At 74.7% G+C, this 20797-nt stretch carries 20 protein-coding genes; 10 read left to right on the top strand and 10 right to left on the bottom strand.

Annotated features, from left to right (window positions below; translation table 11 throughout):
* Nucleotides 1-11 precede the first annotated feature (11 nt).
* Nucleotides 12-2030: a hypothetical protein gene (locus D7231_RS17080; RefSeq protein ID WP_241999765.1), complete on the top strand. Its 2019-nt coding sequence runs from the start codon at nt 12-14 to the stop codon at nt 2028-2030.
* Between the two features lie 43 nt (nt 2031-2073).
* A complete protein-coding gene (locus D7231_RS17075) occupies nt 2074-3630 on the top strand; it encodes a type 1 periplasmic-binding domain-containing protein (protein ID WP_120756310.1) in 1557 nt (518 codons plus the stop codon).
* Between the two features lie 24 nt (nt 3631-3654).
* On the opposite strand, the gene D7231_RS17070 is transcribed toward D7231_RS17075, so the two are convergent.
* From D7231_RS17070 to D7231_RS37075, 7 genes are all read right to left on the bottom strand, one after another.
* The gene (locus D7231_RS17070; protein WP_120756422.1) at nt 3655-3978 is read right to left on the bottom strand and encodes a plasmid stabilization protein; all 324 of its coding nucleotides are present in this window, start codon (nt 3976-3978) and stop codon (nt 3655-3657) included.
* 136 nt (nt 3979-4114) lie between these two features.
* Nucleotides 4115-5908 (bottom strand): complex I subunit 5 family protein, encoded by a 1794-nt coding sequence (locus D7231_RS17065; protein ID WP_120756309.1) that lies wholly within the window; start codon nt 5906-5908, stop codon nt 4115-4117.
* A 6-nt stretch (nt 5909-5914) separates the two neighbouring features.
* Entirely contained in the window at nt 5915-6259 is a 345-nt protein-coding gene (locus tag D7231_RS17060) for a sodium:proton antiporter (RefSeq protein WP_120756308.1), read from the bottom strand.
* Nucleotides 6256-7005 (bottom strand): MnhB domain-containing protein, encoded by a 750-nt coding sequence (locus D7231_RS17055; RefSeq protein ID WP_120756307.1) that lies wholly within the window; start codon nt 7003-7005, stop codon nt 6256-6258. The genes D7231_RS17060 and D7231_RS17055 overlap by 4 nt, the downstream gene beginning before the upstream one ends.
* Nucleotides 7002-7250, bottom strand: a complete 249-nt coding sequence (locus D7231_RS17050; protein WP_120756306.1) for a Na(+)/H(+) antiporter subunit B — start codon at nt 7248-7250, stop codon at nt 7002-7004. The genes D7231_RS17055 and D7231_RS17050 overlap by 4 nt, the downstream gene beginning before the upstream one ends.
* Nucleotides 7243-7710 (bottom strand): MrpF/PhaF family protein, encoded by a 468-nt coding sequence (locus D7231_RS17045; protein ID WP_241999764.1) that lies wholly within the window; start codon nt 7708-7710, stop codon nt 7243-7245. Before D7231_RS17045 ends, D7231_RS17050 begins: the two co-directional genes overlap by 8 nt.
* Entirely contained in the window at nt 7671-7847 is a 177-nt protein-coding gene (locus D7231_RS37075; protein ID WP_199739389.1) for a hypothetical protein, read from the bottom strand. The genes D7231_RS17045 and D7231_RS37075 overlap by 40 nt, the downstream gene beginning before the upstream one ends.
* 185 nt (nt 7848-8032) lie before the next feature.
* Here D7231_RS37075 and D7231_RS17040 point away from each other — a divergent pair, with 185 nt between their 5' ends.
* The 7 genes from D7231_RS17040 (at nt 8033) to D7231_RS17010 (ending at nt 17253) form a co-directional block, all read left to right on the top strand.
* Nucleotides 8033-8524, top strand: coding sequence for a DUF6328 family protein (locus D7231_RS17040; RefSeq protein WP_120756305.1), 492 nt, complete (start codon nt 8033-8035; stop codon nt 8522-8524).
* 145 nt (nt 8525-8669) lie between these two features.
* The gene (locus D7231_RS17035; RefSeq protein ID WP_120756304.1) at nt 8670-10490 is read left to right on the top strand and encodes a thiamine pyrophosphate-requiring protein; all 1821 of its coding nucleotides are present in this window, start codon (nt 8670-8672) and stop codon (nt 10488-10490) included.
* A gap of 162 nt (nt 10491-10652) precedes the next feature.
* Complete coding sequence (locus D7231_RS17030) at nt 10653-11609, top strand: TIGR03557 family F420-dependent LLM class oxidoreductase (protein ID WP_120756303.1); 957 nt, start codon at nt 10653-10655, stop codon at nt 11607-11609.
* A gap of 15 nt (nt 11610-11624) precedes the next feature.
* Nucleotides 11625-12176, top strand: coding sequence for a type 1 glutamine amidotransferase domain-containing protein (locus D7231_RS17025; RefSeq protein ID WP_120756302.1), 552 nt, complete (start codon nt 11625-11627; stop codon nt 12174-12176).
* Between the two features lie 134 nt (nt 12177-12310).
* Nucleotides 12311-13435 (top strand): DUF5954 family protein, encoded by a 1125-nt coding sequence (locus D7231_RS17020; RefSeq protein ID WP_120756301.1) that lies wholly within the window; start codon nt 12311-12313, stop codon nt 13433-13435.
* Nucleotides 13436-13516: 81 nt separating this feature from the next.
* The gene (locus tag D7231_RS17015) at nt 13517-13978 is read left to right on the top strand and encodes a helix-turn-helix transcriptional regulator (protein ID WP_147449747.1); all 462 of its coding nucleotides are present in this window, start codon (nt 13517-13519) and stop codon (nt 13976-13978) included.
* A 374-nt stretch (nt 13979-14352) separates the two neighbouring features.
* The gene (locus D7231_RS17010; protein WP_147449746.1) at nt 14353-17253 is read left to right on the top strand and encodes an AAA family ATPase; all 2901 of its coding nucleotides are present in this window, start codon (nt 14353-14355) and stop codon (nt 17251-17253) included.
* Between the two features lie 27 nt (nt 17254-17280).
* Here the strand turns inward: D7231_RS17010 and ribA are convergent, their stop codons facing one another.
* A complete protein-coding gene (ribA, locus tag D7231_RS17005; protein ID WP_241999763.1) occupies nt 17281-17898 on the bottom strand; it encodes a GTP cyclohydrolase II RibA in 618 nt (205 codons plus the stop codon).
* Nucleotides 17899-18080: 182 nt separating this feature from the next.
* Nucleotides 18081-19544 carry an MFS transporter gene (locus D7231_RS17000; RefSeq protein WP_120756298.1) on the bottom strand — a complete coding sequence of 488 codons (1464 nt, stop codon included), beginning with the start codon at nt 19542-19544 and terminating at the stop codon, nt 18081-18083.
* Between the two features lie 81 nt (nt 19545-19625).
* Here D7231_RS17000 and D7231_RS16995 point away from each other — a divergent pair, with 81 nt between their 5' ends.
* Entirely contained in the window at nt 19626-19931 is a 306-nt protein-coding gene (locus tag D7231_RS16995; protein WP_324196972.1) for an ArsR/SmtB family transcription factor, read from the top strand.
* A 65-nt stretch (nt 19932-19996) separates the two neighbouring features.
* Here the strand turns inward: D7231_RS16995 and D7231_RS16990 are convergent, their stop codons facing one another.
* The gene (locus D7231_RS16990; RefSeq protein WP_120756296.1) at nt 19997-20740 is read right to left on the bottom strand and encodes a class I SAM-dependent methyltransferase; all 744 of its coding nucleotides are present in this window, start codon (nt 20738-20740) and stop codon (nt 19997-19999) included.
* Between the last annotated feature and the right edge of the window lie 57 nt (nt 20741-20797).

Raw genomic sequence — 20797 nt, 5'->3', positions numbered from 1 at the left:
CGAGACAGCCCTTGGGTACCGAGGGCGTGGAAGCGCTGTTCCAGGAGTGCCGCACACGGGTCCAGGACGAGCGCGCGGCGGCGGGCGCCCGCGGGCTGCCCGTGGTGGTCCTCGTCGGGACCCGCGGCAGCGGGCGCACCACGGTGCTCGAATGGCTCGGCTTCCTCGGCTCGCACCGCCCCCACGCGCTCTACGACTTCGCGTCCGCGGGGCCGCGCCGCCCGCACGAGGTCGCGGGCCGGCTCGCCTACGGGCTCTCCCACCGCTTCGCCCGCCAACCCGCCGTGCTCTTCCCCCGCCTCACGCTGGGCCTGCTCGTCGTCGACCCCGGCCTCTCGCTCGACGCCCACGACTCCCGCCGCGCCGGCAACCAGCTGCGCCACGCCCTGTACGACGCCCACGAGCACACCGTGGCCGCCGACCGGGCCGCCGAGGTCGCGGACCTCCTCCAGGACCTCAACCTCTTGCAGATCCCCGGCATCGGCCTGCTGGCCGGGCTGATCCGCCGCCCGCCCCGGATGCCGCTCGGCATCGCCCGGCGCACCGGCTTCTCCTGGTACGCGGGCCCGCACACGCCGCTGCACGAGCTCGTCGCCCTCAACCAGCTCAGCAAGAGCCCCACCGACGCCGACCGGGCCGCCGTCGACCGGCGGCTGTGCGAGGCCTTCCTCGCCGACCTGCGCGGCGAGTTCGCGCGCCGCCGCCGCGACCGCAACTGCGTGGTCCTCCTCGACAACATCGACGCCCCGGGCGGCCGCGGCTTCCTGGACCTGCTCGTGCAGCTGCGCGAGGCGAGCGGCGCCCCCGACCCGCTGCTCGCCGTCGCCACCGCCTCCGACGCCGGCAAGGTCCCCGGCCCCTTCGCCCCCGGCCCGGCCGGCGTGCGCGTCCGCACGCCCGAGCAGGCCTCGTACGCCGACTGGGAGCGCTCCGTGCCCGACCCGCCGCCCGACTCCTCCTGGCGGTGGTACTGCGTCCAGCTGCGCGACCTGACGGCGGGCGAGGTCTCCCAGCTCGGCGCCGGCCTCGCCGACCGGCTCCCCGAGGTGCCCCCGCTGGTGCACCGCCTCACCCGCGGCCACGCCTGGAGCGCCCACCGCCTGCTGGAGGCCGCGGCGCACATCCCCGGCCGCGGCGGTGGCGAGGAACTGCTGCGCGGCATCCTCTCCCTGCCCGCGCCGCCCGCCGGCGACGATGCCGAACCCGTCACCGGGCCCGAGCCCCCGGCCGAGCCCGAGCCGCTCGGCCGGGCCGTCCTGCAAGGCCTCCTGGAAGACCTGACGGAGGAGCAGCGCGCCGCCCTCGCCGCCTGCTCCGCCGCCCGGGAGTTCGACACGGCCTGCGACACCGACCTGCTGGACGCCTTCTCCCTGCGCACCCGCAACAGCCTGGCCCGCGAGACGGGCAACCGGCTGTGGCTCACCCCCGCCGTCCCCCAGGACGCCGGCGCGCGCGGCGGCCGCGGCTCCGGATACCTCCGGGACGCCCATCCGCGCCCGCTGTCCACGCACCCCGTCCTGCACCCGTGGCTGCGCCTGCTGCTCCTGGAGGAGCTGGCCCGCAGCAGTGCCCGCTGGGACGAGGTCCACGAGCTGCTCCAGGACTGGCACGCGCGCCACGGCCACCCCCTCGACGTGCTCTACCACGCACTCGCCCGCGGCCGGCTCGACGACGTCGTCGGCCACCTCGCCCGCAGCCTGACGGACCTGCCCGGCACCGACGCCTGGCTGTACGAGCTCTACGCCGTCACCGCCGCGCCCCTGCGCGCCCCGGTCCTGCCCGAGCAGACGGCCACCCTGCGCGTGGACCGGCTCGCGGAGGAGCTGGCCCCGATCTCGTTCGCCGCACCCGACCGCCGGGCCCTGACCATGCTGGTCACCGCCCTGTGGCTGGCGGGCGACCCGCGCAACCGCATGCCCGCCGCCCGGCCCGAACTCAACGACACGATCAGCTCGATGTTCCAGAGCCTGGCCATGCACTCCGACCCGCGCAGGGTGGGGCTCAGGCACGAGGCCGCCAAGTACGTCTGACCGCGCCGCAGCGCGCGCCCGCCGTCCGGCAAGGAGCCCGCACATGCCCGTGAACCGTCCCGGCCCCCTCGACGAGCTGCCGCCCTGGTGGAAGGGCCGGCAGGGGATCGCCGTCCTCGTCCTCGTCCTGGCCCTCCTCGCCGGAGGCGGCTTCTGGCTGCTGGGCGGGAACGATGACGGCGAGGACCGGTGCGCCGACGACGTGCCGGGCCTCGTCCTGGCCGGCTCCGGGGGCGACCGCGAGTGCACCGGCGTCATGAACGAGACCGCGTACGCCTTCGACCCCCGGCTGAAGGACGTCACCGAGAAGATCGCCGCCGAGAACCGGCGGGTGCGCGACCAGTGGGAGCGGCCCGCCGCCGGCCGCACCCCCGTCCCCTACGTCAAGGTCGCCCTGCTCACCCCGATGACCGCGAGCGACAGCAGCGTGCTGCCCATCGAGGAGATCATGAGCAGCCTCGAAGGGGCCTACACCGCGCAGTGCCGCGCCAACGCCTGCCCCGGGCTCTCCGCCGTGAACGCCACCGGGATCCACGGGCGGACGCCCCAGATCCAGCTGGTCCTCGCCAGCGAGGGCAGGAACCAGGCCCACTGGAGGCCCGTCGTCGAGCAGCTGGCCGGCATGACCGCCGGCGACCACCCGCTCGTCGCCGTCGCCGGCATGGGCGTCAGCGTGCCCGAGACCCAGCAGGCCGCCGACGAGCTCGCCAAGCGCAAGATCCCCGCGATAGGCGCCGTCCTGACCGCCACCAACGTCAACTCCGAGCGCCTGTTCAAGGTCTCGCCGTCCAACACCGACTACGCCAAGGCCCTGCGCCGCAGACTGGACCGGCTGCCCGCCGAACAGCGCCGCGGCTACCTCGTCTTCGACAGCCGGGACGACAACTACGTCCGGACCATGCGCCAGGCCTACGACGAGGTCTTCCCCGACTACATCGACAAGCGCCGCGTCTCCTTCGTGGGCACCACCGGCCCGCGCACCGAGGGCATGCCCAGCCTGTTCTTCAACGCCTTCAACAACATCTGCCTGACCAAGTCCGAGCTCGTCTTCTACGCGGGCCGCGGCCGCGACCTCTCCGACCTCGTGCGCTCGCTGTCCTCGCGCAGCCAGTGCGGGCACGACAAGCCCATCACCATCCTCGCGGGCTCGCAGGGCGCCGTGCAGCAGGCCAACGACGTGATGGGGCTGCTCAAGGACAGCAGGATCACCATCCTGGAGGCGTCGGCGACCGACACCGAGCAGTGGATCAGGGGGAACGGGGCGCCGGGCGGCTTCAAGCCCTTCCTCCAGAGCTTCCGCGACCTCAAGTTCCCCGACAAGGAGCTCGCCGACGGCTACGCCGTCATGCACCACGACGCCGTGCTCACCGCCGTGTGGGCGCTGCGCATGGTCACCGGGCAGACCGGCCGGGAGACGCCGGGCGTCCAGGACGTCTTCAACCAGCTCACCAACCTCCACGACGCGGCCGTGGTCCCCGCGGCCAGCGGGGACCTCAGCTTCGACGACGCCTCCGACGGCTGGCCGCACAACAAGCCGGTGCCGATCATCCAGGTGCCGGGCGGCTCCCCGGACTCCGGGCCGCTGTACAAGACGCAGTAGCGCGGGTCGCGGCCGCGGCCGGGGTCAGTGCCCGAGCTTCCGCTTGAGCTCGGCCTTGTTCATGTGCGACCGGCCGTGCAGGTTCCGGCGCTGGGCCTCGGCGTACAGCTGGTCGTAGGTCGGGCCCCCGGAGCCGCTGTGGGAGCGCTGCCCGCCCCGCCGGGAAGAGGACATGTCCTGGAGCGAGGACTTGCTCGCCGTCTTCGACTCGCCGGACCGGGCGCGCTCCTTGTTGACGGTGCGCGCGGCGATCTCCTTCGCGCGCCTGGTGCTCTCGCCGCGCTCTTCGGCGCTCTCCTTGATGTGCTCGTACTGCCGTTCACGCTTGGGACTGGAACCACGAGGCATGATGTCCATCCTTATGGTGATTGCTTGCGTTTTCACCCTGCCCGCGGCGGCGGGGGCCCGCAACCGTTCGGGGCGGGCGGCCCGGCGGGCCCGGCGCCCGGCCACAAGGCCACCCGACCACCACGAGGCCACCCGGTCACCACAGGGCCAGCAGGGACACCAGCCCGATGCCGGCCACCGTCCAGGCCACGTAGTCGCCGACGTGCCCGGAGTGCAGGCGGCGCAGCGGCGCGGTCCCCGGCACGGCCCGCGACCTGCGGCCCATGGCCAGGGCGGCGAGCGCGACGGCGAGCGCGGCCGACAGCAGGCCGAGGCCGGCGCCGCTCCACGTCCACCACGCGTACGCCCCTGCCGGACGCGCGGCCGAGCGGCCGTCGAGGACCGCCGCCGCGTAGCCGGCGTGGTCGGTGAAGGCCTCCGCCGCGGCGGTGACCGCGCCGGTGAGCCCGGGCACCGTGCCCACGGCGAGCGCCCCGGCCAGCAGCAGCGCCGCCACCGTCACCATGGGGACGGGCGGGCGGCGGACGCGGCGGCCGGTCTCGGGCTCCTCCTCCCCGCCCGCGGTCTCCGGCCCCTCGCCGTGCTCGTACCCCGCCTGCCCCGCGCCCAGGAAGACACGCGCGGCGACCCGCAGCACCGCACCACCCGTCACCGCCGAGACGAGCACGAACAGGGCCGGCAGCCACGGGGACTGCTCCTCCACGAGCGCCTTGCCCAGGCTCGTGCCGAACGGCGGCAGCCCGGCGAGCGCCAGCCCGCCCGCGGCGAACAGCAGACCCGTGCCCGCGGTGTCGCGGCCCTTGCCGTGCAGCTCGCACTCGTCGACGCTGCCGTGGCGGTCGAGGAGGATGCCGGTGCACGCGAAGAGGGCGGCCTTCGCCCCGGCGTGCCCGAGCACGTACAGCGCCGTGCCGGCGATGCCGTGCGGCGTCAGCAGGGCGATCCCCGTGAGGAACAGGCCGGTGTGCGCCACCGTGGAGAACGCCAGCAGCCGCTTGACGTGCCGCTGCTGCCAGCACATCAGCGCGCCCGCGAGCGCGCTCGCCACGCCCAGCACCAGCAGCGTGCGCCGGACCCCGGCGGCCGGGACGCCGCCCGGCCCGGCGAAGACCGTCGTGTAGACGCGTGCGGCGCCGTAGCCGCCCATCTCCACCATCACGCCGGACAGCAGCATGCACACCGGTGTCGGCGCCACCGCGTGCGCGTCGGGCAGCCAGAAGTGGAAGGGCACGGCCGCGGCCTTGACCAGCAGCCCGGTCAGGATCAGCACGAACGCGGCGACGACCAGGGCGTCCCCGCCGTGCCCGGCCGCGCCGGCCGCCCGGTCCAGCTCCCGGCCCGCCTGCGCCATGCCGAGCTCGCCGGTGCGCGCGTACAGCAGGCCGATGCCGAGCAGGCCGGCGTAGCCGCCGAGGGAGTTGACGAAGCCGAAGACCAGCGCGCCCTGCACGGGGCGGGCCTCCTCGACGCGGTAGCCGGTCAGGGCGTAGCCGACGACGCCCATCAGCTCGAAGAACACGAACGCGTCGAAGAGGTCGCCGGTCAGCGCGAAGCCGCACATGCCCGCCTGGAAGAGCAGGACCAGGGCGGGGAAGGCGCCGCCGTGGCCGTGCGGCGGCTCGTCGAAGTAGTGCCAGGAGTAGGCGAGCACGGCGACGACGAGCAGCGAGGTGAGCGCCGCGAGGCCCAGCCCGACGCGGTCGCCGACCAGCACGATGCCGACGCTGTGGCCGTCCCGCGGCCGCCAGGCGCCGAGCCAGGCGACGGCCGGCGGGCGGGTGAGGGCGAGGGCGGCGAGCCCGGCGGAGGCCGCGGCGGCCAGGCCCGCGACGGCCTCCGCCACCGGGCGGGGCACGTGGCGGCCGCCCGCCACCAGCAGCGCCGCGCCCAGCAGCGGCACCACGACGATCAGCGGGAGCAGCCGGCCCACCGCCGCTCAGCCCTTCAGCCCGGACAGCTCGTCCGGGTCGACGGTGCCGTGCCGCTTGGCGGTCTGGACGACGAGGGCGAGGAGCAGCGCGGTGACGGTCGCGCCCACGACCACGTCGGTGAGGGCGAGGGCCTGGACCACCGGGTCGACGACGGGGACGCTCGTCGGGACGTCGGAGAAGACGGGGGCGGTGGCGCCCTTGCGGTAGCCGACGGACAGCAGGAGCACGTAGGTGGAGGACTGGGTGACGGCCAGGCACCCGACGGCGTGGATCAGGTTGCGGCTGGTGGCCATGCCGTGGACACCGACGAGGAAGATCCACCCGGCGATCAGGTAGGGCAGCAGGCTCACGCGGTACGGCCCTCCTCCGCATCGCCCTCGATCTCCAGCGCCTGGGCGAGGAAGTGCGCCAGCAGCACGACGACGGCCGAGGTGACCTCGATCCCGACGGCGGCGTTCAGCAGCGGCACCGTGCCGCCGGAGGAGAGGGTGTTGAACGTGCCGAGCGGCAGGACGTTGGCCAGGTAGGCCGGGCCGGCGAGCAGCCCGGCCGCGCCGAGCAGCACATAGGCCGCCTCGCCCGCGCCGTCGGCCAGTTCGTACAGCCCGAGCGGCCGGAGGCGCTCCAGGGCCGGGTAGTCGACGGCGATGTACAGCAGGTGCAGGGAGGTGGCGGCGACCACGCCGCCCTGGAAGCCGCCGCCCGGGCTGAGCTGGCCGTGCGCGATCACGTAGAGGCCGATGAGCAGGGTGACCGGCAGCATGAGGAGGCCGTAGCGGCGCAGCGCGGCCGGCACGCGGACCGGCTCCGGTGCCACGCGCTTCTCGTCGCGGGTCCGCCGCAGCAGTACGACGGTGCCCAGGACGCTGGCGAACAGGACGGTCTCCTCGCCGAGGGTGTCGAAGGCGCGCTGGTCGAAGTTGACCGAGGAGATGGTGTTCGCGGTCCGCTGCCGGAGCGCGGCGTGCACCGCCCGGTCGCCGTAGGGGTGCCAGGAGCCGCCGAACCCCGGCAGCTCCGTGCAGGCCGCCGCGTACACCGCGGCCGTGGCGAGCAGCCCGGCGGCCAGCACCCACAGCCGTGCGCGGCGCGTCACTTCCGATGCCCCTTCCGCCGGACCTTGCGCACGGCCAGCAGGATCATCAGCGGGGTCACGGCCGAGCCCACGGCGAGCTGCGCGAGGCCCACGTCCGGCGCCTGGAGGACGGTGAAGAGCACGGCGAGCGCCAGCCCGAGCAGCGAGAGCACGATCGCCTGCCGGGCCGGGTCGCGCTGGAACACGGCCACGGTGGCCGCGGCCGCGACGAGCAGCAGAGCGGCGACGACGAGCGCGTCATCCACGGCGCACCGCCCGCGAGGTGACGGCGCCTCCGGCGATCAGCAGCACGCCGATGAGGACCAGCTTGGCCGCGGCCCGGCCGGGGCCGGCGGCGATGCACATGGGCACGACGGTCGCGGGTGCGCCGACGAGGACGGCGGGGGTGAGCAGGCGCGTCCCGGGAGGCCGCTCACCCATCTCGTCGCCCAGGAGACGGGTGAAGACCAGCGTGCCGGCGGGCCCCAGCACGGCGACGACCAGGGCGAGGTCGACGTAGGACGGCCGCCCGTAGCCCTGCGACAGCAGGAGCAGGACCAGGCACAGCAGGAGCGTCGCCATGTTCTGGGCGACGACTCGCCCGCCGGCCGGACCGCGCGCCGCACCCCACAGGCAGGGCCCCAGGCCGCCGGCGACGAGCGCGCAGGCGGCGGCCAGCCACCAGTTCACCGGGCCGCGGCCCGGCGCGCGCCGCGGGCCGCCCACGCCGCGAGCAGGGCCGCGCCCGCCCCCACGGCGAGCTCCAGCGTGTCCGCCCGGCTGATCAGGAGGGTCCACACCGTGGTGAGCCCGGCCCACCACGCGAGGACCTCCGCCACGGCACGTGCGATGCCGCGCGCCATCCGCTCCACCTCCGCCGCTCGCGGGAACGCCCCAGTATCGGCTCGCGGGCCCGGCGATCCGGCGGACCGGCCGGGGCGCGTGTCGCACCGCGCGTGTACCCCCGCTTGCGCACGCCATGGCCGCGCATGTGCATGCCCGGTCCCGGCGGGGGTACTCCGCCCACCGAGCGACGCGGAGGGACGCCATGGCGCCGAGCGGAACGCAGGACGGCGGCCGCCGGGAGACGCCCGAGGAGCGCGCCGACCGGCGCTGGGCCGAGCTCCTCCAGGAGGTGCGCGTCACCCAGACGGGCGTGCAGATCCTCTTCGGCTTCCTGCTGACCGTGGTCTTCACGCCGCGCTTCGCCACGCTCGACGGCACGGACCGCACCATCTACGTGGTGACCGTGATGCTGGGCGCCGCCACCACCGGCGCCCTGATCGGCCCGGTCTCCTTCCACCGGCTCGTCAGCGGCCGCCGCATCAAGCCGTACACGGTCACCTGGGCCGCCCGGCTGACGCTGGCCGGAGTCGTCCTGCTGCTGTGCACCGTCACCTCGGCGCTGCTGCTGATCCTGCGCGTCGCCCTGCACAGCGCGGCCGTTCCCTGGCTGGTGGCGGGCATCGTGGCCTGGCTCGCGCTGTGCTGGTTCGGGCTGCCCGGCTGGGCGCTGCGCCGCTACAGGCCCAAGGACTGACCCCCACACATCCGTACGAGGGATTCGGCGGACCCCGCGTTTCCCGCGCCCGGGACCGGTCACCCGTACCACTACGGCGCGCAGCGCGCAGCGTGCGGCTCCGCCGCGAGACGACCGCGACGCCCCGGCGAAAGGGAGAGTCCCCATGTCCACCAAGGTGTCCGACCACCTCCTGGAGCGCCTGCGCGAGTGGGGCGTCGACCGGGTGTTCGCCTACGCGGGTGACGGCATCAACGGACTGCTGGCCGCGTGGGGCCGGGCGGACGACAACCCGCGGTTCATCCAGTCGCGGCACGAGGAGATGTCCGCGTTCGAAGCCGTGGGCTACGCGAAGTTCTCCGGCAAGGTGGGCGTGTGCGCGGCGACGTCGGGGCCGGGCGCGATCCACCTGCTCAACGGCCTCTACGACGCCAAGCTCGACCACGTGCCGGTGGTGGCGATCGTCGGGCAGACCAACCGCAGCGCGATGGGCGGCTCGTACCAGCAGGAGGTGGACCTGCTCAGCCTGTTCAAGGGCGTCGCCTCCGACTACTGCGAGATGGTGACCGTCCCCGAGCAGCTGCCGAACGTCCTCGACCGGGCCATGCGCACCGCGTACACGCGGCGCACCGTGACCGCGCTGATCATCCCCGCCGACGTGCAGGACCTCGACTACGCGCCGCCGCAGCACGCGTTCAAGATGGTCCCCTCCAGCCTCGGCGTGGCGCCCTACGCACCCGTGCCCGCGGACACCGAGATCACCCGGGCGGCCGAGCTGATCAACGCGGGCGAGCGGGTGGCGGTCCTCGTCGGGCAGGGCGCCCGCGGCGCGCGCGCCGAGGTCGAGCAGCTCGCCGAGGTCCTCGGCGCCGGGGTGGCCAAGGCGCTGCTGGGCAAGGACGCCCTGCCCGACGACCTGCCGTACGTGACCGGCGCCATCGGGCTGCTGGGCACCCGGCCCTCCTACGAGCTGATGCGCGACTGCGACACGCTGGTCGTCATCGGCTCCAGCTTCCCGTACACTCAGTTCCTGCCGGAGTTCGGGCAGGCGCGGGCGGTGCAGATCGACATCGACCCCTTCATGGTGGGCCTGCGCTACCCCTTCGAGATCAACCTCGTGGGCGACGCGCGGGAGACCCTCATGCGGCTGCTGCCGCAGCTCAAGCCCAAGGAGCACGGCCACTGGCGGGCCGGCATCGAGAAGAACACGGCCCGCTGGTGGGAGGTGATGGAGCGGCGCGCCACGGTCTCCGCCGACCCCGTCAACCCCGAGTACGTCTTCCACGCGCTGGACCCGCTGCTGCCCGAGAACGCGATGCTGACCGCCGACTCCGGTTCGGCCGCCAACTGGTACGCGCGCCACCTGCGGATCCGCGGCACCATGCGCGGTTCGCTGTCGGGCACCCTGGCCACGATGGGCCCCGGCGTGCCGTACGCCATCGGGGCCAAGTTCGCCCACCCCGACCGGCCCGCCATCGCCCTCGTGGGCGACGGGGCGATGCAGATGAACGGCATGGCCGAACTCATCACCGCCGCCAAGTACTGCAAAGAGTGGCAGGACCCGCGGCTGGTGGTGGCCGTGCTCAACAACCAGGACCTCAACCAGGTCACGTGGGAGATGCGCGCCATGGAGGGCGCCCCGCAGTTCCTGCCCTCGCAGGCGATCCCCGACGTGCCCTACGCCGCCTTCGCCCGCTCGATCGGCCTCGACGGCGTACGCGTGGAGGAGCCGGGCGGGGTCGTCGGCGCCTGGCAGCGGGCCCTCTCCGCCGACCGGCCCTTCGTCATCGACTTCCGCACCGACCCGGCCGTGCCGCCCATCCCGCCGCACGCGACCCTCGACCAGATCGAGGCCGCGGCCGCCTCGGTCCTCAAGGGCGACAGCGACCGCGCCGCCGTCGTCCGGCAGGGACTGAAGGCGAAGTTGCAGGACATGCTGCCCGGCGGGCGCAAGCGCCACGGGCGCGGCGAGGGCGGCGGCGGATGAGCCCCCGCGGCCGCGACGCCGGGGAAGGGGCGGGGGCCGGGCGGCGCGCCCCGCGCGCGGTGCGTGAGGGGCCGGGGGCCGGATGTTTTCCCCCGGGTGTTTCCCCCGCGCCGCCGGGGATACCCGGGTGCCGAAGCCCCGCCCTCCAGGAGGACACCCCCGATGACGGAATACGGCTACTTCCTGTCCACCGAGGAACACGGCCCAGCCGACCTGGTCGAACAGGCCCGCATGGCCGAGCAGGCGGGCTTCACCTCCCTGTGGATCTCCGACCACTTCCATCCGTGGAACTCCGAGCAGGGCCAGAGCCCCTTCGTCTGGTCGGTGATCGGCGCGCTCTCGCAGGCCACCTCGCTGCCCGTGCGGACCGCCGTGACCTGCCCGATCATCCGGATGCACCCGGCCCTCGTCGCCCAGGCGGCCGCCACCGCCGCCGTCCAGCTCGACGGGCGCTTCCGGCTGGGCGTGGGCAGCGGGGAGGCCCTCAACGAACACATCCTCGGCGGCGCCTGGCCGCAGGCCGCCGTACGGCTGGAGATGCTGCAAGAGGCCGTCCAGGTGATGCGGATGCTCTTCGAGGGCGGCGAGGTCAGCCACCACGGCAAGCACTACACCGTCGAGAACGCCCGGCTCTACACGGTCCCGGACGAGCCCGTGCCCATCGACGTCTCGGCGTTCGGGCCGACCTCGACCGAGCTGGCCGGGCGCATCGGCGACGGCTTCCTCACCATGGCCCCCGACGCCGAGGCGGTCGACCGCTTCCGGCGCAGCGGGGGCGGCGCCAAGCCCGCGCACGGCGGGCTCAAGGTGTGCTGGGGCACCGACCGTGAGGAGGCCGTCCGCACCGCGCACCGGCTGTGGGCCACCGAGCAGCTCCCGGGGGAGCTGGCGCAGGTCCTCCCCACCCCCCGTCACTTCGAACAGGCGAGCGAGCTCGTTCCGGAGGAGCGGGTCGCCTCCGCGGTGACCTGCGGGGACGACCTGGACGCCCACCTGGCCGCGGTCGGCGCCTACGCCGACGCCGGGTTCGACACCGTGTACATCAACCAGATCGGCCCCGACCAGCGCGGCTTCTTCGACTTCTACCGGAGCAAGGTGCTGCCGCAGCTGCCGGACTGACGGAAGGGACGCTCGATGACCACGCGGATCGCATTCCTGGCGGCACCGGAGGGTGTCGAGCAGGTCGAGCTCACGGACCCCTGGCAGGCCGTCATGGATGCCGCCGGGGCGCCGCGGCTGGTGTCCACGAAGCCCGGCCGCATCCAGGCGTACCACCACCTCGACAAGGCCGACACGTTCGCCGTGGACGAGGACGTGGACACCGCGCGCACCGGCGACTTCGACGGCCTGGTCCTGCCCGGCGGCGTCGCCAACCCCGACGTCCTGCGCATGGACGACCGCGCCGTCGCCTTCGTGAGGGCCTTCTTCGACGCCGGCAAGCCCGTCGCCGCCATCTGCCACGCCCCCTGGGTCCTCGTCGAGGCGGACGTCGTGCGCGGCCGCACCCTCACCTCCTGGCCGAGCCTGCGCACCGACATCCGCAACGCGGGCGGCACGTGGGTGGACGAGGAGGTCAAGGTCTGCACCGCGGGCCCCAACGCGCTGGTCACCAGCCGGAAGCCGGCCGACCTCAAGGCCTTCTGCGCCGCCGCCCTCGCCGAGTTCCGCAAGGCCGCGGGCGCCTGATGCCGGGTCCGGGCCCGGATGCCTCCGGGCCCGGTCTGCGACCTCGGCGTTGCGGTCCGGCTGCTGCGTGGGGGAAGCGGGTGAGCACACGCGTTTTCCTGCGCGGGAGCGGACTCGCGCGACATGCTGAGTGCATGTCCGATCACAGCGAGCGAGTGCCGGGGTACCGGCAGATCAGGATGGCCGCGCCCGACGCCCCGGTCGCCGCCCTGGCGGACGAGGAGGCGTGGCTGGCGCGCGACGCGTACCCCGAGATCCTCGGCGCCGGCGGGCCCGTCTTCGGCGTGGCCCGCGAGCGCGAGGAAGGGGGCTGGGAGATGCTCACCCGCTTCGCCGACCCCGCGCCGCAGGACTCCCGCGACACGATGGCGGCCCTCTTCCGCCGGGCCGCCCGCGACGCGGAGGCCGCCGGCGACGCCGCCCGTGACTCCGCCCGCGAGGAGTTCCTCGCCGCTGCCGGACGGCTCGACTGGGAGGCCCTCGACGAGATGACCGTCCGGGGCGTCCGCCACCGCGTCGTGCGCGCCGAGCAGTTCATCCGGATGGGCCCCGACGGGCCCGAGCCGCCGCGCCCCTCCGACCCCGACCCGGCCCCGGCCGGCCGCTCCCACGAGGTGCCCGACCCCGTCCAGGGAATGGTCATCGACACCCTCACGGCCACCGGCATGTCCGAGGGCATCCTCAAGGTCGAGCTGCTGTCCCTCGTCCGCGGCCCGGACGGCACGCCCGCCGACGTGCGGGCCGACTCCCTGCGGGCCGCGTCCACCCACCCCGGCGGCGTACTGCTCCCCACCAGCTACATGATCGCGGAGCGGTCCGGCGACGGCGGGTGGGAGCCCGTGACCGGCGGCTGCCACACCCCCCGGAGCGCGCGCGACTCCCTCGCCCTGGACCTGCGGGTGATGGCCCCGGTGCTGCGCAGGCTGGACGAGGCCGAGCGCGAGGAGTACGCCCGGGCGGCGGACCGGCTCGACGAGGAGCGCGGCCCCGAGGCCGAGGTGGCCGGGCGGCGCTTCCGCGTGGTGCGCATCGAGCGCCTCGTGCGCGTCGGACCGGACGGCCCGGAGGGCCCGCGCCCCTCCGACCACGACCCGCAGCCGCCCGTCAAGGTCCACGACCAGCAGCTGCGCGAGCAGGGCCTGGTCTCCGACGGCGACGAGGCCGCCGACGACGAGGAAACCTGCCCGGAGGTCCGGGAGATGATGGTCCTCGCCGAGAAGGAACGGGAGCGCAGACGGCGCATCGAAGAGGCGGGATAGTGCAGGATACGGCGGGGCCCGGCAGCGCGGGGCCCGGCCTTTCGTGCCTAAACTGGTGACGTGCAGAGGGGGGTTGGCAGGATGAGTGAAGAGAGGGACGGTCCGGACCGGCGCCGCCTCACGGTGGCGCAGAAGCTCGACCACCTGCTCAAGAGGCGTGCCGGGCCCAGCGACAACGGCAAGCCGTCCTACAAGAAGATGGCCGCGGAGATCGCCGCCCAGTCGGGCGAGACCTTCTCCAGCGTGTATCTGTGGCAGCTGCACCGCGGCGAGCGGACGAACCCTACGCTGCGCCACCTGTGCGCGCTCGCCGCGTACTTCGACGTGCCCGTCTCCTACTTCACCGAGGACGACGTGGCCCGGCGCATGATTGACGAGGAGGTCCTGGCCGGTCGCGAGCTGGACCAGGCCATGGCGGAGGCCGGGGTGAGCGCGGTCTATCTGCGCGGCGACCTCGCGGCGCTCTCCCCGGAGGGGAAGCGGATGGCCGCCAATATGATCCGCCAGCTCCGGGAGCTGGAGCAGGGCACGCGGCAGTCCTAGCGCGCCCCGGGCCGCGGCCAGCCCCCCCACCGGCCGGAGCCCGCCCAGGCCTTCCGCACCGCCCCCCGAGGGCAGGGATCCCCACGAGCCACGGACGCCGCACGCTAAGCGGCGTCCGTGGCTCCGTTATGCCGGTTGAAATGCCCCAACTCTCAAGTTAGGGTCACCTCTTGTGACGCCATAAGCTACGGTGAACCAACTATTGGTCAGCTTGTTCATACGAGTTAACGTCTTCGACTTCACGGTCCGGCCTCCTGAGACACATCACTACCCACGGCAACACGGCAGCAAAGGCCGGGCCGGTAAACGGGGGACCCGGGGGAGTGGCATGCAGCTCCGGGACGGCCCCGCCGCCTTACGGGGAGGGCACGCGCGTGCACGACATCCTGAAAGCCGCCGGCGCCGGCCGCGGCCAGAGCATCCTCATCGAAGGCACGGCCGGCATGGGGCGCACCAGGCTCCTGCGCCACGCCATGGACCAGGCCGGCGAGCACGGCCTCCACCTGCTGTCGGCGCGGGCCCGCGCCTCCGAGCAGGACGTCGAGTACAGCATCGCGCAGCAGCTCATGGCGGGCGCCCGGACCCTGCTGGCCGACGCCCTCCCGGGACCGGACGGCCCCGCCGCGCCGCCGGACCCCTGGGAGGCCCACTTCAACTGCCCGGCCCCCTACGCCGCGCACCCCTCGCCCGGCGCGGCGGCGGTCCACCCGCTCGCCCGGCTGCTGTCCACCGGCACCCCGCTGATGCTGGCCGTCGACGACCTCCAGTGGGCCGACACCGCGTCCCTGCGCTGCCTCGGCTATCTGATGGCCCGTCTGGAGAACACCCCGGTCGCGGTCGTCGCCACCGTCGCCCTCGGCGAGACCCCCGGCGACCCCGTCCTGGCCGAGGTGCTCTCCTCCTTCCGTCACCGCACGCTGTTAAGGGGACTCTCCGCCGAGGACACCGCCCGCATCGCCGCCGACGCCTTCGCCGCCCCCGGCCTGGACCCCGGGCCCGATCCCGACGCGACCGACGCCGCCCCCGACCCCCGCTTCGTGGAGGCGTGCCGCAGCGCCACCGGCGGCAGCCCGTACCTCCTCGAAGCGCTCTTCCGCGTGATGCGCCTGCACGGCCTGCGCCCCGACGCCGAGGCCGTGGACCGCATCGGCGACCTCGCCCCGGTGGAGGTCGCCGACACGCTCCTGCCGCGCTACGACCGGGCCTACCCCGGCGCCGCGGCGGTGCTCCAGGCCATCGCCGTCCTGGACGGCTCCGCCACCACCGCCATGACCGCCCGGCTGCTCGGCCTGGACCCGCTCGGCGCGGCTGACGTCGTCGACGCCCTCATCCGGGCCGGGGCCCTCACCGGGCAGGACAGCATCGTCCGCTTCGCCCGGCCCGTCCTGCGCACCGCCGTCCTGGCCAGCGTCCCGCCCAGCCGCCGCGACGCCCTGCACGCCCGCGCCGCCGAGCTCCTGCACGAGTCCGGCGCCCCCGCCGAGCGCGTCGCCGCCCAGCTCCTGCGCGTGCGCAGCACCCTCGGCCTGCACTGGACCTGCGCCGTGCTCTCCACGGCGGCCGGCGAGCTCATCCAGCGCGGCGACCCCGACCGGGCCCGCGCCTACCTCCACCGCGGCCTGGAGGAGTGCCAGGGAGCGTGCCGCGGCAAACTCCTGCGCGCCCTCGGCCGGATCGAGCTCGCCGCCGACCCCGCGGCCGCCGTGGAACACCTGCGGCGCGCCCTCGCCCTCGAACCCGACGCCGCCTGCCGCGCCGACATCCGGCTGTGCACCGCCCACGCCCTGCAACTCCTGGGCCGCCCCGAGGAGGCCGAGCGCGTCCTCCTGGAAGGCGTGGCCGAGGCGCGCGGCGCCGAGGAGGACGCGGCGGACGTCCTGCGGGCCGAGCGCTGCCTGCTGCGCGAACTGAACCACGCCGTCGACGCGGCGGTCGAGGCGGACTGCGCCGGGGCCGCCGAAGCGCTGCCCCCGGCGGCGACGGCGACCCCCGGCGAGCGCCACACCCGGCTCAGCCTCGCGGCCCTGCGCTCCTCGCGCCGCGGCGAGGAGCGCGACCGCGCCGTCCACCAGGCCCGCCAGGCGCTCCAGGAGGAGCACGTCAGCCTCGACTGGCGGATCGCGACCCGCACGGTGCCCCTGCAAGTGCTCGCCCGCGCCGACGAGCTGGACCTCGCCCTGTCCGAGTGCCGCGCGCTGCTGGACCGCGCGCGGGCCGAGGGGTCGCGGACGCTGCTGACCATCGCCCACAGCATGCGCGCCGAGGTGCGCTACCGCTCCGGGGACATAGCCGGCTGCCTGGAGGACGCGCGCGCGGCCCTGGAGCCCGCCGGGTCCTCGCCGTCGGGGCACTGGAGCCGCACGGGCCAGGCGATGGCGGCGGTCGTCGCCTCGCTGCTGGAGACCGGCGAGCTGCGGGAGGCCAACCGGGCGCTGAGCGACTTCGGCCTGGACGCCGACGTGCCGGAGGGCGCCGGGTTCGCGGCCCTGCTCTTCCACCGCGGCCGGCTCCGCGTGGCCTGCGGCCATCCGCAGGCCGGCCTGGCCGACCTGATGGAGTGCGGCCGCCGGCTCGGCGCCGCCGGGCAGCTCAACCCGTCCGTGCTGTCGTGGCGTTCGGAGGCGGCCCTCGTCCACGCGGCGCTCGGCGAGCGCGAGGCCGCGCTCGCCCTGGTGGAGGAGGAGCTGGCCCGGGCCCGCCGGTGGGGAGGCCGCCGGGCGACCGGCCGGGCCCTGCGGGCAGCCGGGCTGCTGGCCAAGGGCCTGGGCGGCGAGGAGGCGCTGCGGGAGGCCGTCGAGGTGCTGGAGGAGTCCGCGGCCCGGCTGGACCTGGCCCGGGCGCTGACCGACCTCGGCATCCTGATGCGCAAGTCCAGCCGGCTCGGCGAGGCGCGCGAGCACCTGCGGCGCGCGCAGTCCCTGGCCGAGCAGTGCGGGGCGGCCGTGCTGGCCCAGACGGCCCGTCAGGAGCTGCTGGCGGCCGGGGCCCGGCCGCGGCGGCCGACCGAGGTGGGCATCGACGCCCTGACCCCGACCGAGCGCCGCGTCGCGCTCATGGCGGTGGCCAAGTTCACCAACCGGGAGATCGCGGCGAAGATGTTCGTCACCCAGCGCACGGTGGAGCTGCACCTGAGCCGCGTCTACCGCAAGCTGGCCGTGACGGGCCGCTCCGGCCTCGCGGAGTACTTCGCGCGGCCGGAGAGCGGCTCCGCGGGCGCCGACCTGCCGGAGTGCGCCGCGGAGCCCGCCGCCTGGTCCGGCGCCCGCGCCGGGTGAGGCCCCGGGGCGGGCGCGCGGCGCCCGTCAGGCGCTACGGCCGGCGAAGTCGAGCCGCTCCTCGACGGCGATGCCGTACCAGCTCAGCTGCCGCACCTTGTCCGGGTTGCTGGTCAGCAGCCTGACCCGGCCGACGCCCAGGGCCCGGAGCATCTGGGCGGCCGCGTGGTAGTCGCGGGCGTCGTCGGCCACCCGCAGGCCGTGGCCCGCGGCGGCGATGCCGCGGCCACGGTCCTGGACGCTGTACGCATCGAGCTTGTCGTAGAGGCTGACGTCCCTGCGGCCCTGGCCTTCCTGGCGCAGGTAGAGCAGGATGCCGCCCTCCTCGGCCACCCGCTGGAGCGACTCGTCGAGCTGCGGCCCGCAGTCGCACCGGCCCGAGCCGAGGACGTCGCCGGTCAGGCACTCGGAGTGGACCCGGACCAGCGGGACGGCGGGGTGGCGGGTGTAGGACACCGCGATGTGCTCCAGGCCGTCGGTGAGCCCGTCGAAGGTGATGACGTGCGCGGTCTGCCAGGAGCCGTCGGCCAGGTGGAGCGGGATCTCCACCCGGGACCGGACGCGGGCCCCGCCCCGGCGGCCGTCCGCCGGGGCCGGGGCGGGCGCCTCGCCGTTCAGCACATCGCCGTTCAGCACTTTCGGCACTGTTCCCTCCCATGGAGATGCTTGCGCGCCCGGCGCGTCACTCGCACCGGTCGCTCCAGCATCGGCGAAAGGGCCGCCGCGGACAGCACGGACCGGCCCGGTACAGCGACCGAAGCATTTCCGCGCCGCGTACCGAACCGGACCGGTGCCGGACCGTCATCCGGCGTTGACCAGGCCGCTGATCAGGCCGTTCGCTCCGATTCCCGGAGCTCCGCCGAGGCCGCCGGGGCGTCCTCCGGGCCGCCGTCGCCGGTGAGCTTGCGGACGGCGGTCCGCAGGCCCGCGGCGATGCCGATGAGGGCGCACGCGGCGGCGATGACGTAGATGATGCCCAGCCCGCGGCTGTCGGCCCAGTCGTGCGAGGAGCCGTAGGCGGTGATGGCCGTGCCGAGGCCGGTCATCACGGCCACGGACAGGGTCTCGCACAGCTGGAGGCTCGAACTGGCCGAGCCCTCCTTGCCCTTGGGGGCCAGGGACAGCACGATCGTGGTGACGGCGGGGTAGACGAAGCCCATGCCGAGGCCGGCGACGGCCCAGCCGACGATCGCGAGCGGGACGCTCTTGAGGTCGGTGCCGACGGCCAGGGCGATCAGCGCGTCACCGGCCACCAGCAGGACGAAGCCGAGAACGACGCGGGCGTGCCGGCCCTTGCCGCCGCTGCGGGTGTCCAGCTTCGCCTGCAGCCAGGCGCCGCTGACCCAGGTGAGGGCGCCCGCGGACAGCGCGAGGCCGGAGCCGAGCGTGGTGAGGCCGAGGACGCGGGTCATGCTGAGCGGGAAGAAGGACTCGCCGCCGTAGTAGGCGGCGCTGACCAGGCCGCGCACGATCATGCCGGCGGGCATGCCGCGGCGGACGGTGAGCGTGCCCGCCGGCAGCAGCTTGCCGAGCACCGGCAGGGTGATCGCGATGCCGACGACGACGAGCGGCACGAGCACGGCGAGGTTGCGGTTCTCCAGGCCGGCCAGCAGGGCGCCGACGCCGAGCACCAGCAGCACGGTCAGCGGCAGCCGGTTCTGGTCCGGCGTGCCGTCGCCGGTGGGCTTGAGCTTGCGCATCGCGGGCAGGGTGAGCAGGGCCGCGACGGGCACCAGCGGGACGAGGATCAGGAAGACCACCCGCCAGTTGGTGGCGCTCGCGATCGCGCCGGCGATGGCCGGGCCGAGCAGGGCGGGCAGCGTCCACGCCGAGGCCACCAGCGCCAGCATCCGGGCCCGCAGCTCGTCGGGGTAGGCGAGGCCGACGATCAGGTAGGCCAGGGCCAGCACGCCGCCGACGCCGAGGCCTTGCAGGATGCGGCCCGCCAGCAGGATCCACCAGTTGGAGGCGATCGCCGCGACCACGCAGCCGATCACGAAGACGATGAAGGCCTGCACGTACGGGCGGGTGGGGCCGCCCCGGTCGGCGCCCTGGCCGGCGGCGATGGTCCCGAAGAGGTTGGCGAGCATGAACGCGGTGAACGCCCAGCCGAAGAGGTGGACCCCGCCGAGGTCTTCGGCGGCCTCGGGAAGGACGGTGGCGACGCCCAGCCAGAGGAAGGCCACCAGGGTGACCGACGTGATCAGCCCTAAGGACAGCGCGCGGTAGCGGGGGGAGAGGACGCCGCCTTCGGCGGGGTCGGCGGCGGGCGCCTCGGTCTTGTCGGTCATCGGACCTCCGAACCAGTTTTACATAGGCAATTTCCTATTTAGGGGATCCACTATATAGGCGCTGTTTGATAGCCTGTCAACGTGAGAGAACCTGCGGAGGACAAGACGGACGTCGCCATGCTCCGGGCGCTCGGACACCCCGTGCGGCTGGGCATCATGCGCGCGCTGGCGGCCGAACCCGAGACGTGCGCCTGTGACTTCACCGAGTTCTTCGAGGTCACCCAGCCGACCATCAGCCAGCACCTGAAGGTGCTGCGGGAGGCCGGCCTCGTGGTCACCCGCCGCCGCGGCACCCAGATCTGCTACTCGGTCCGCCCCGAGGGGCTCGACCGGCTCCACGAACTCCTGACGGCCATTCAGCCGCCCCGGCTGGCCGCCGCCGGCTGACCGGCCGGGCCGGCCCCGGCGCCCGCGAGGGCACCGGGGCCCACCGGGCGCCCGCACGCCCGCCGTCAGCGGACCGCCTCGAACAGCACGATGGGCGGATTGGCCGAGAACCCCTCCCAGTACGCGGCCCCGAAGCGCGCCAGCGCCGCCTCCGGCACGTGCAGCGGCACCCACGAGACCTTCGTGAACCCCGCCGCCGCGAACGCCGCCTCGTACACCTCCGGCCGGATCAGGCAGGTCTCGAAGGTGATCGGCGGCTCCAGCGCCGCCGTGACCCGGATCCGGGTGCCGAACGCCGAGGTCGCAAGCGGCTCGAAGGCGAAGCCGTACGGGTCGGGACGCGGCCCGTCGAAGGAGAAGCGCGGGTTCTGCGTCACCCCGATGAACCGCCCGCCCCGCGGGAGTCGTTCGAAGGCGCCGCGGCACATGGCCGTCAGCGTCTCCTCCTCCCGCGCGTAGTTGAGCAGGTAGGCGGCCGTCACGACGTCGAAGCCGCCGAGGTCCGGCAGGTCCGCCGCGTCCGCGGCCACGTAGCGGGTGCCCAGCGGCGCCCGCTCCTCCGCGGCCCGCGCCGCCGCGACCATCTCCTCGGAGACGTCCGCCCCCACCACCCGGTCCGCGCCCAGCAGCTTGGCCTGCCGGGTGTAGAAGCCGTCGCCGCACGCCAGGTCGAGAACGTCCAGCCCGGTCACGTCGCCCAGCAGGGCGAGGAAGCTCGCGCGCTCCGGGTGGACCGTGGGCAGCGACCGCGCGTCCTCCCAGCGCGCTCCGATCACGTCGTACTGCGCAGCGGTGCGCTCCTGGCTCATGGGGGGTCTCCTCGGGTGGGCGGGGCCCCGGCCGTGACCGGCTCGGGGAGGGTGGTG

It is taken from the genome of Streptomyces klenkii, assembly GCF_003626645.1.
Classification (GTDB): domain Bacteria; phylum Actinomycetota; class Actinomycetes; order Streptomycetales; family Streptomycetaceae; genus Streptomyces; species Streptomyces klenkii.
Note: the sequence above shows the minus strand (reverse complement) of the source record. Positions and strands in the feature narration are given on the sequence as shown.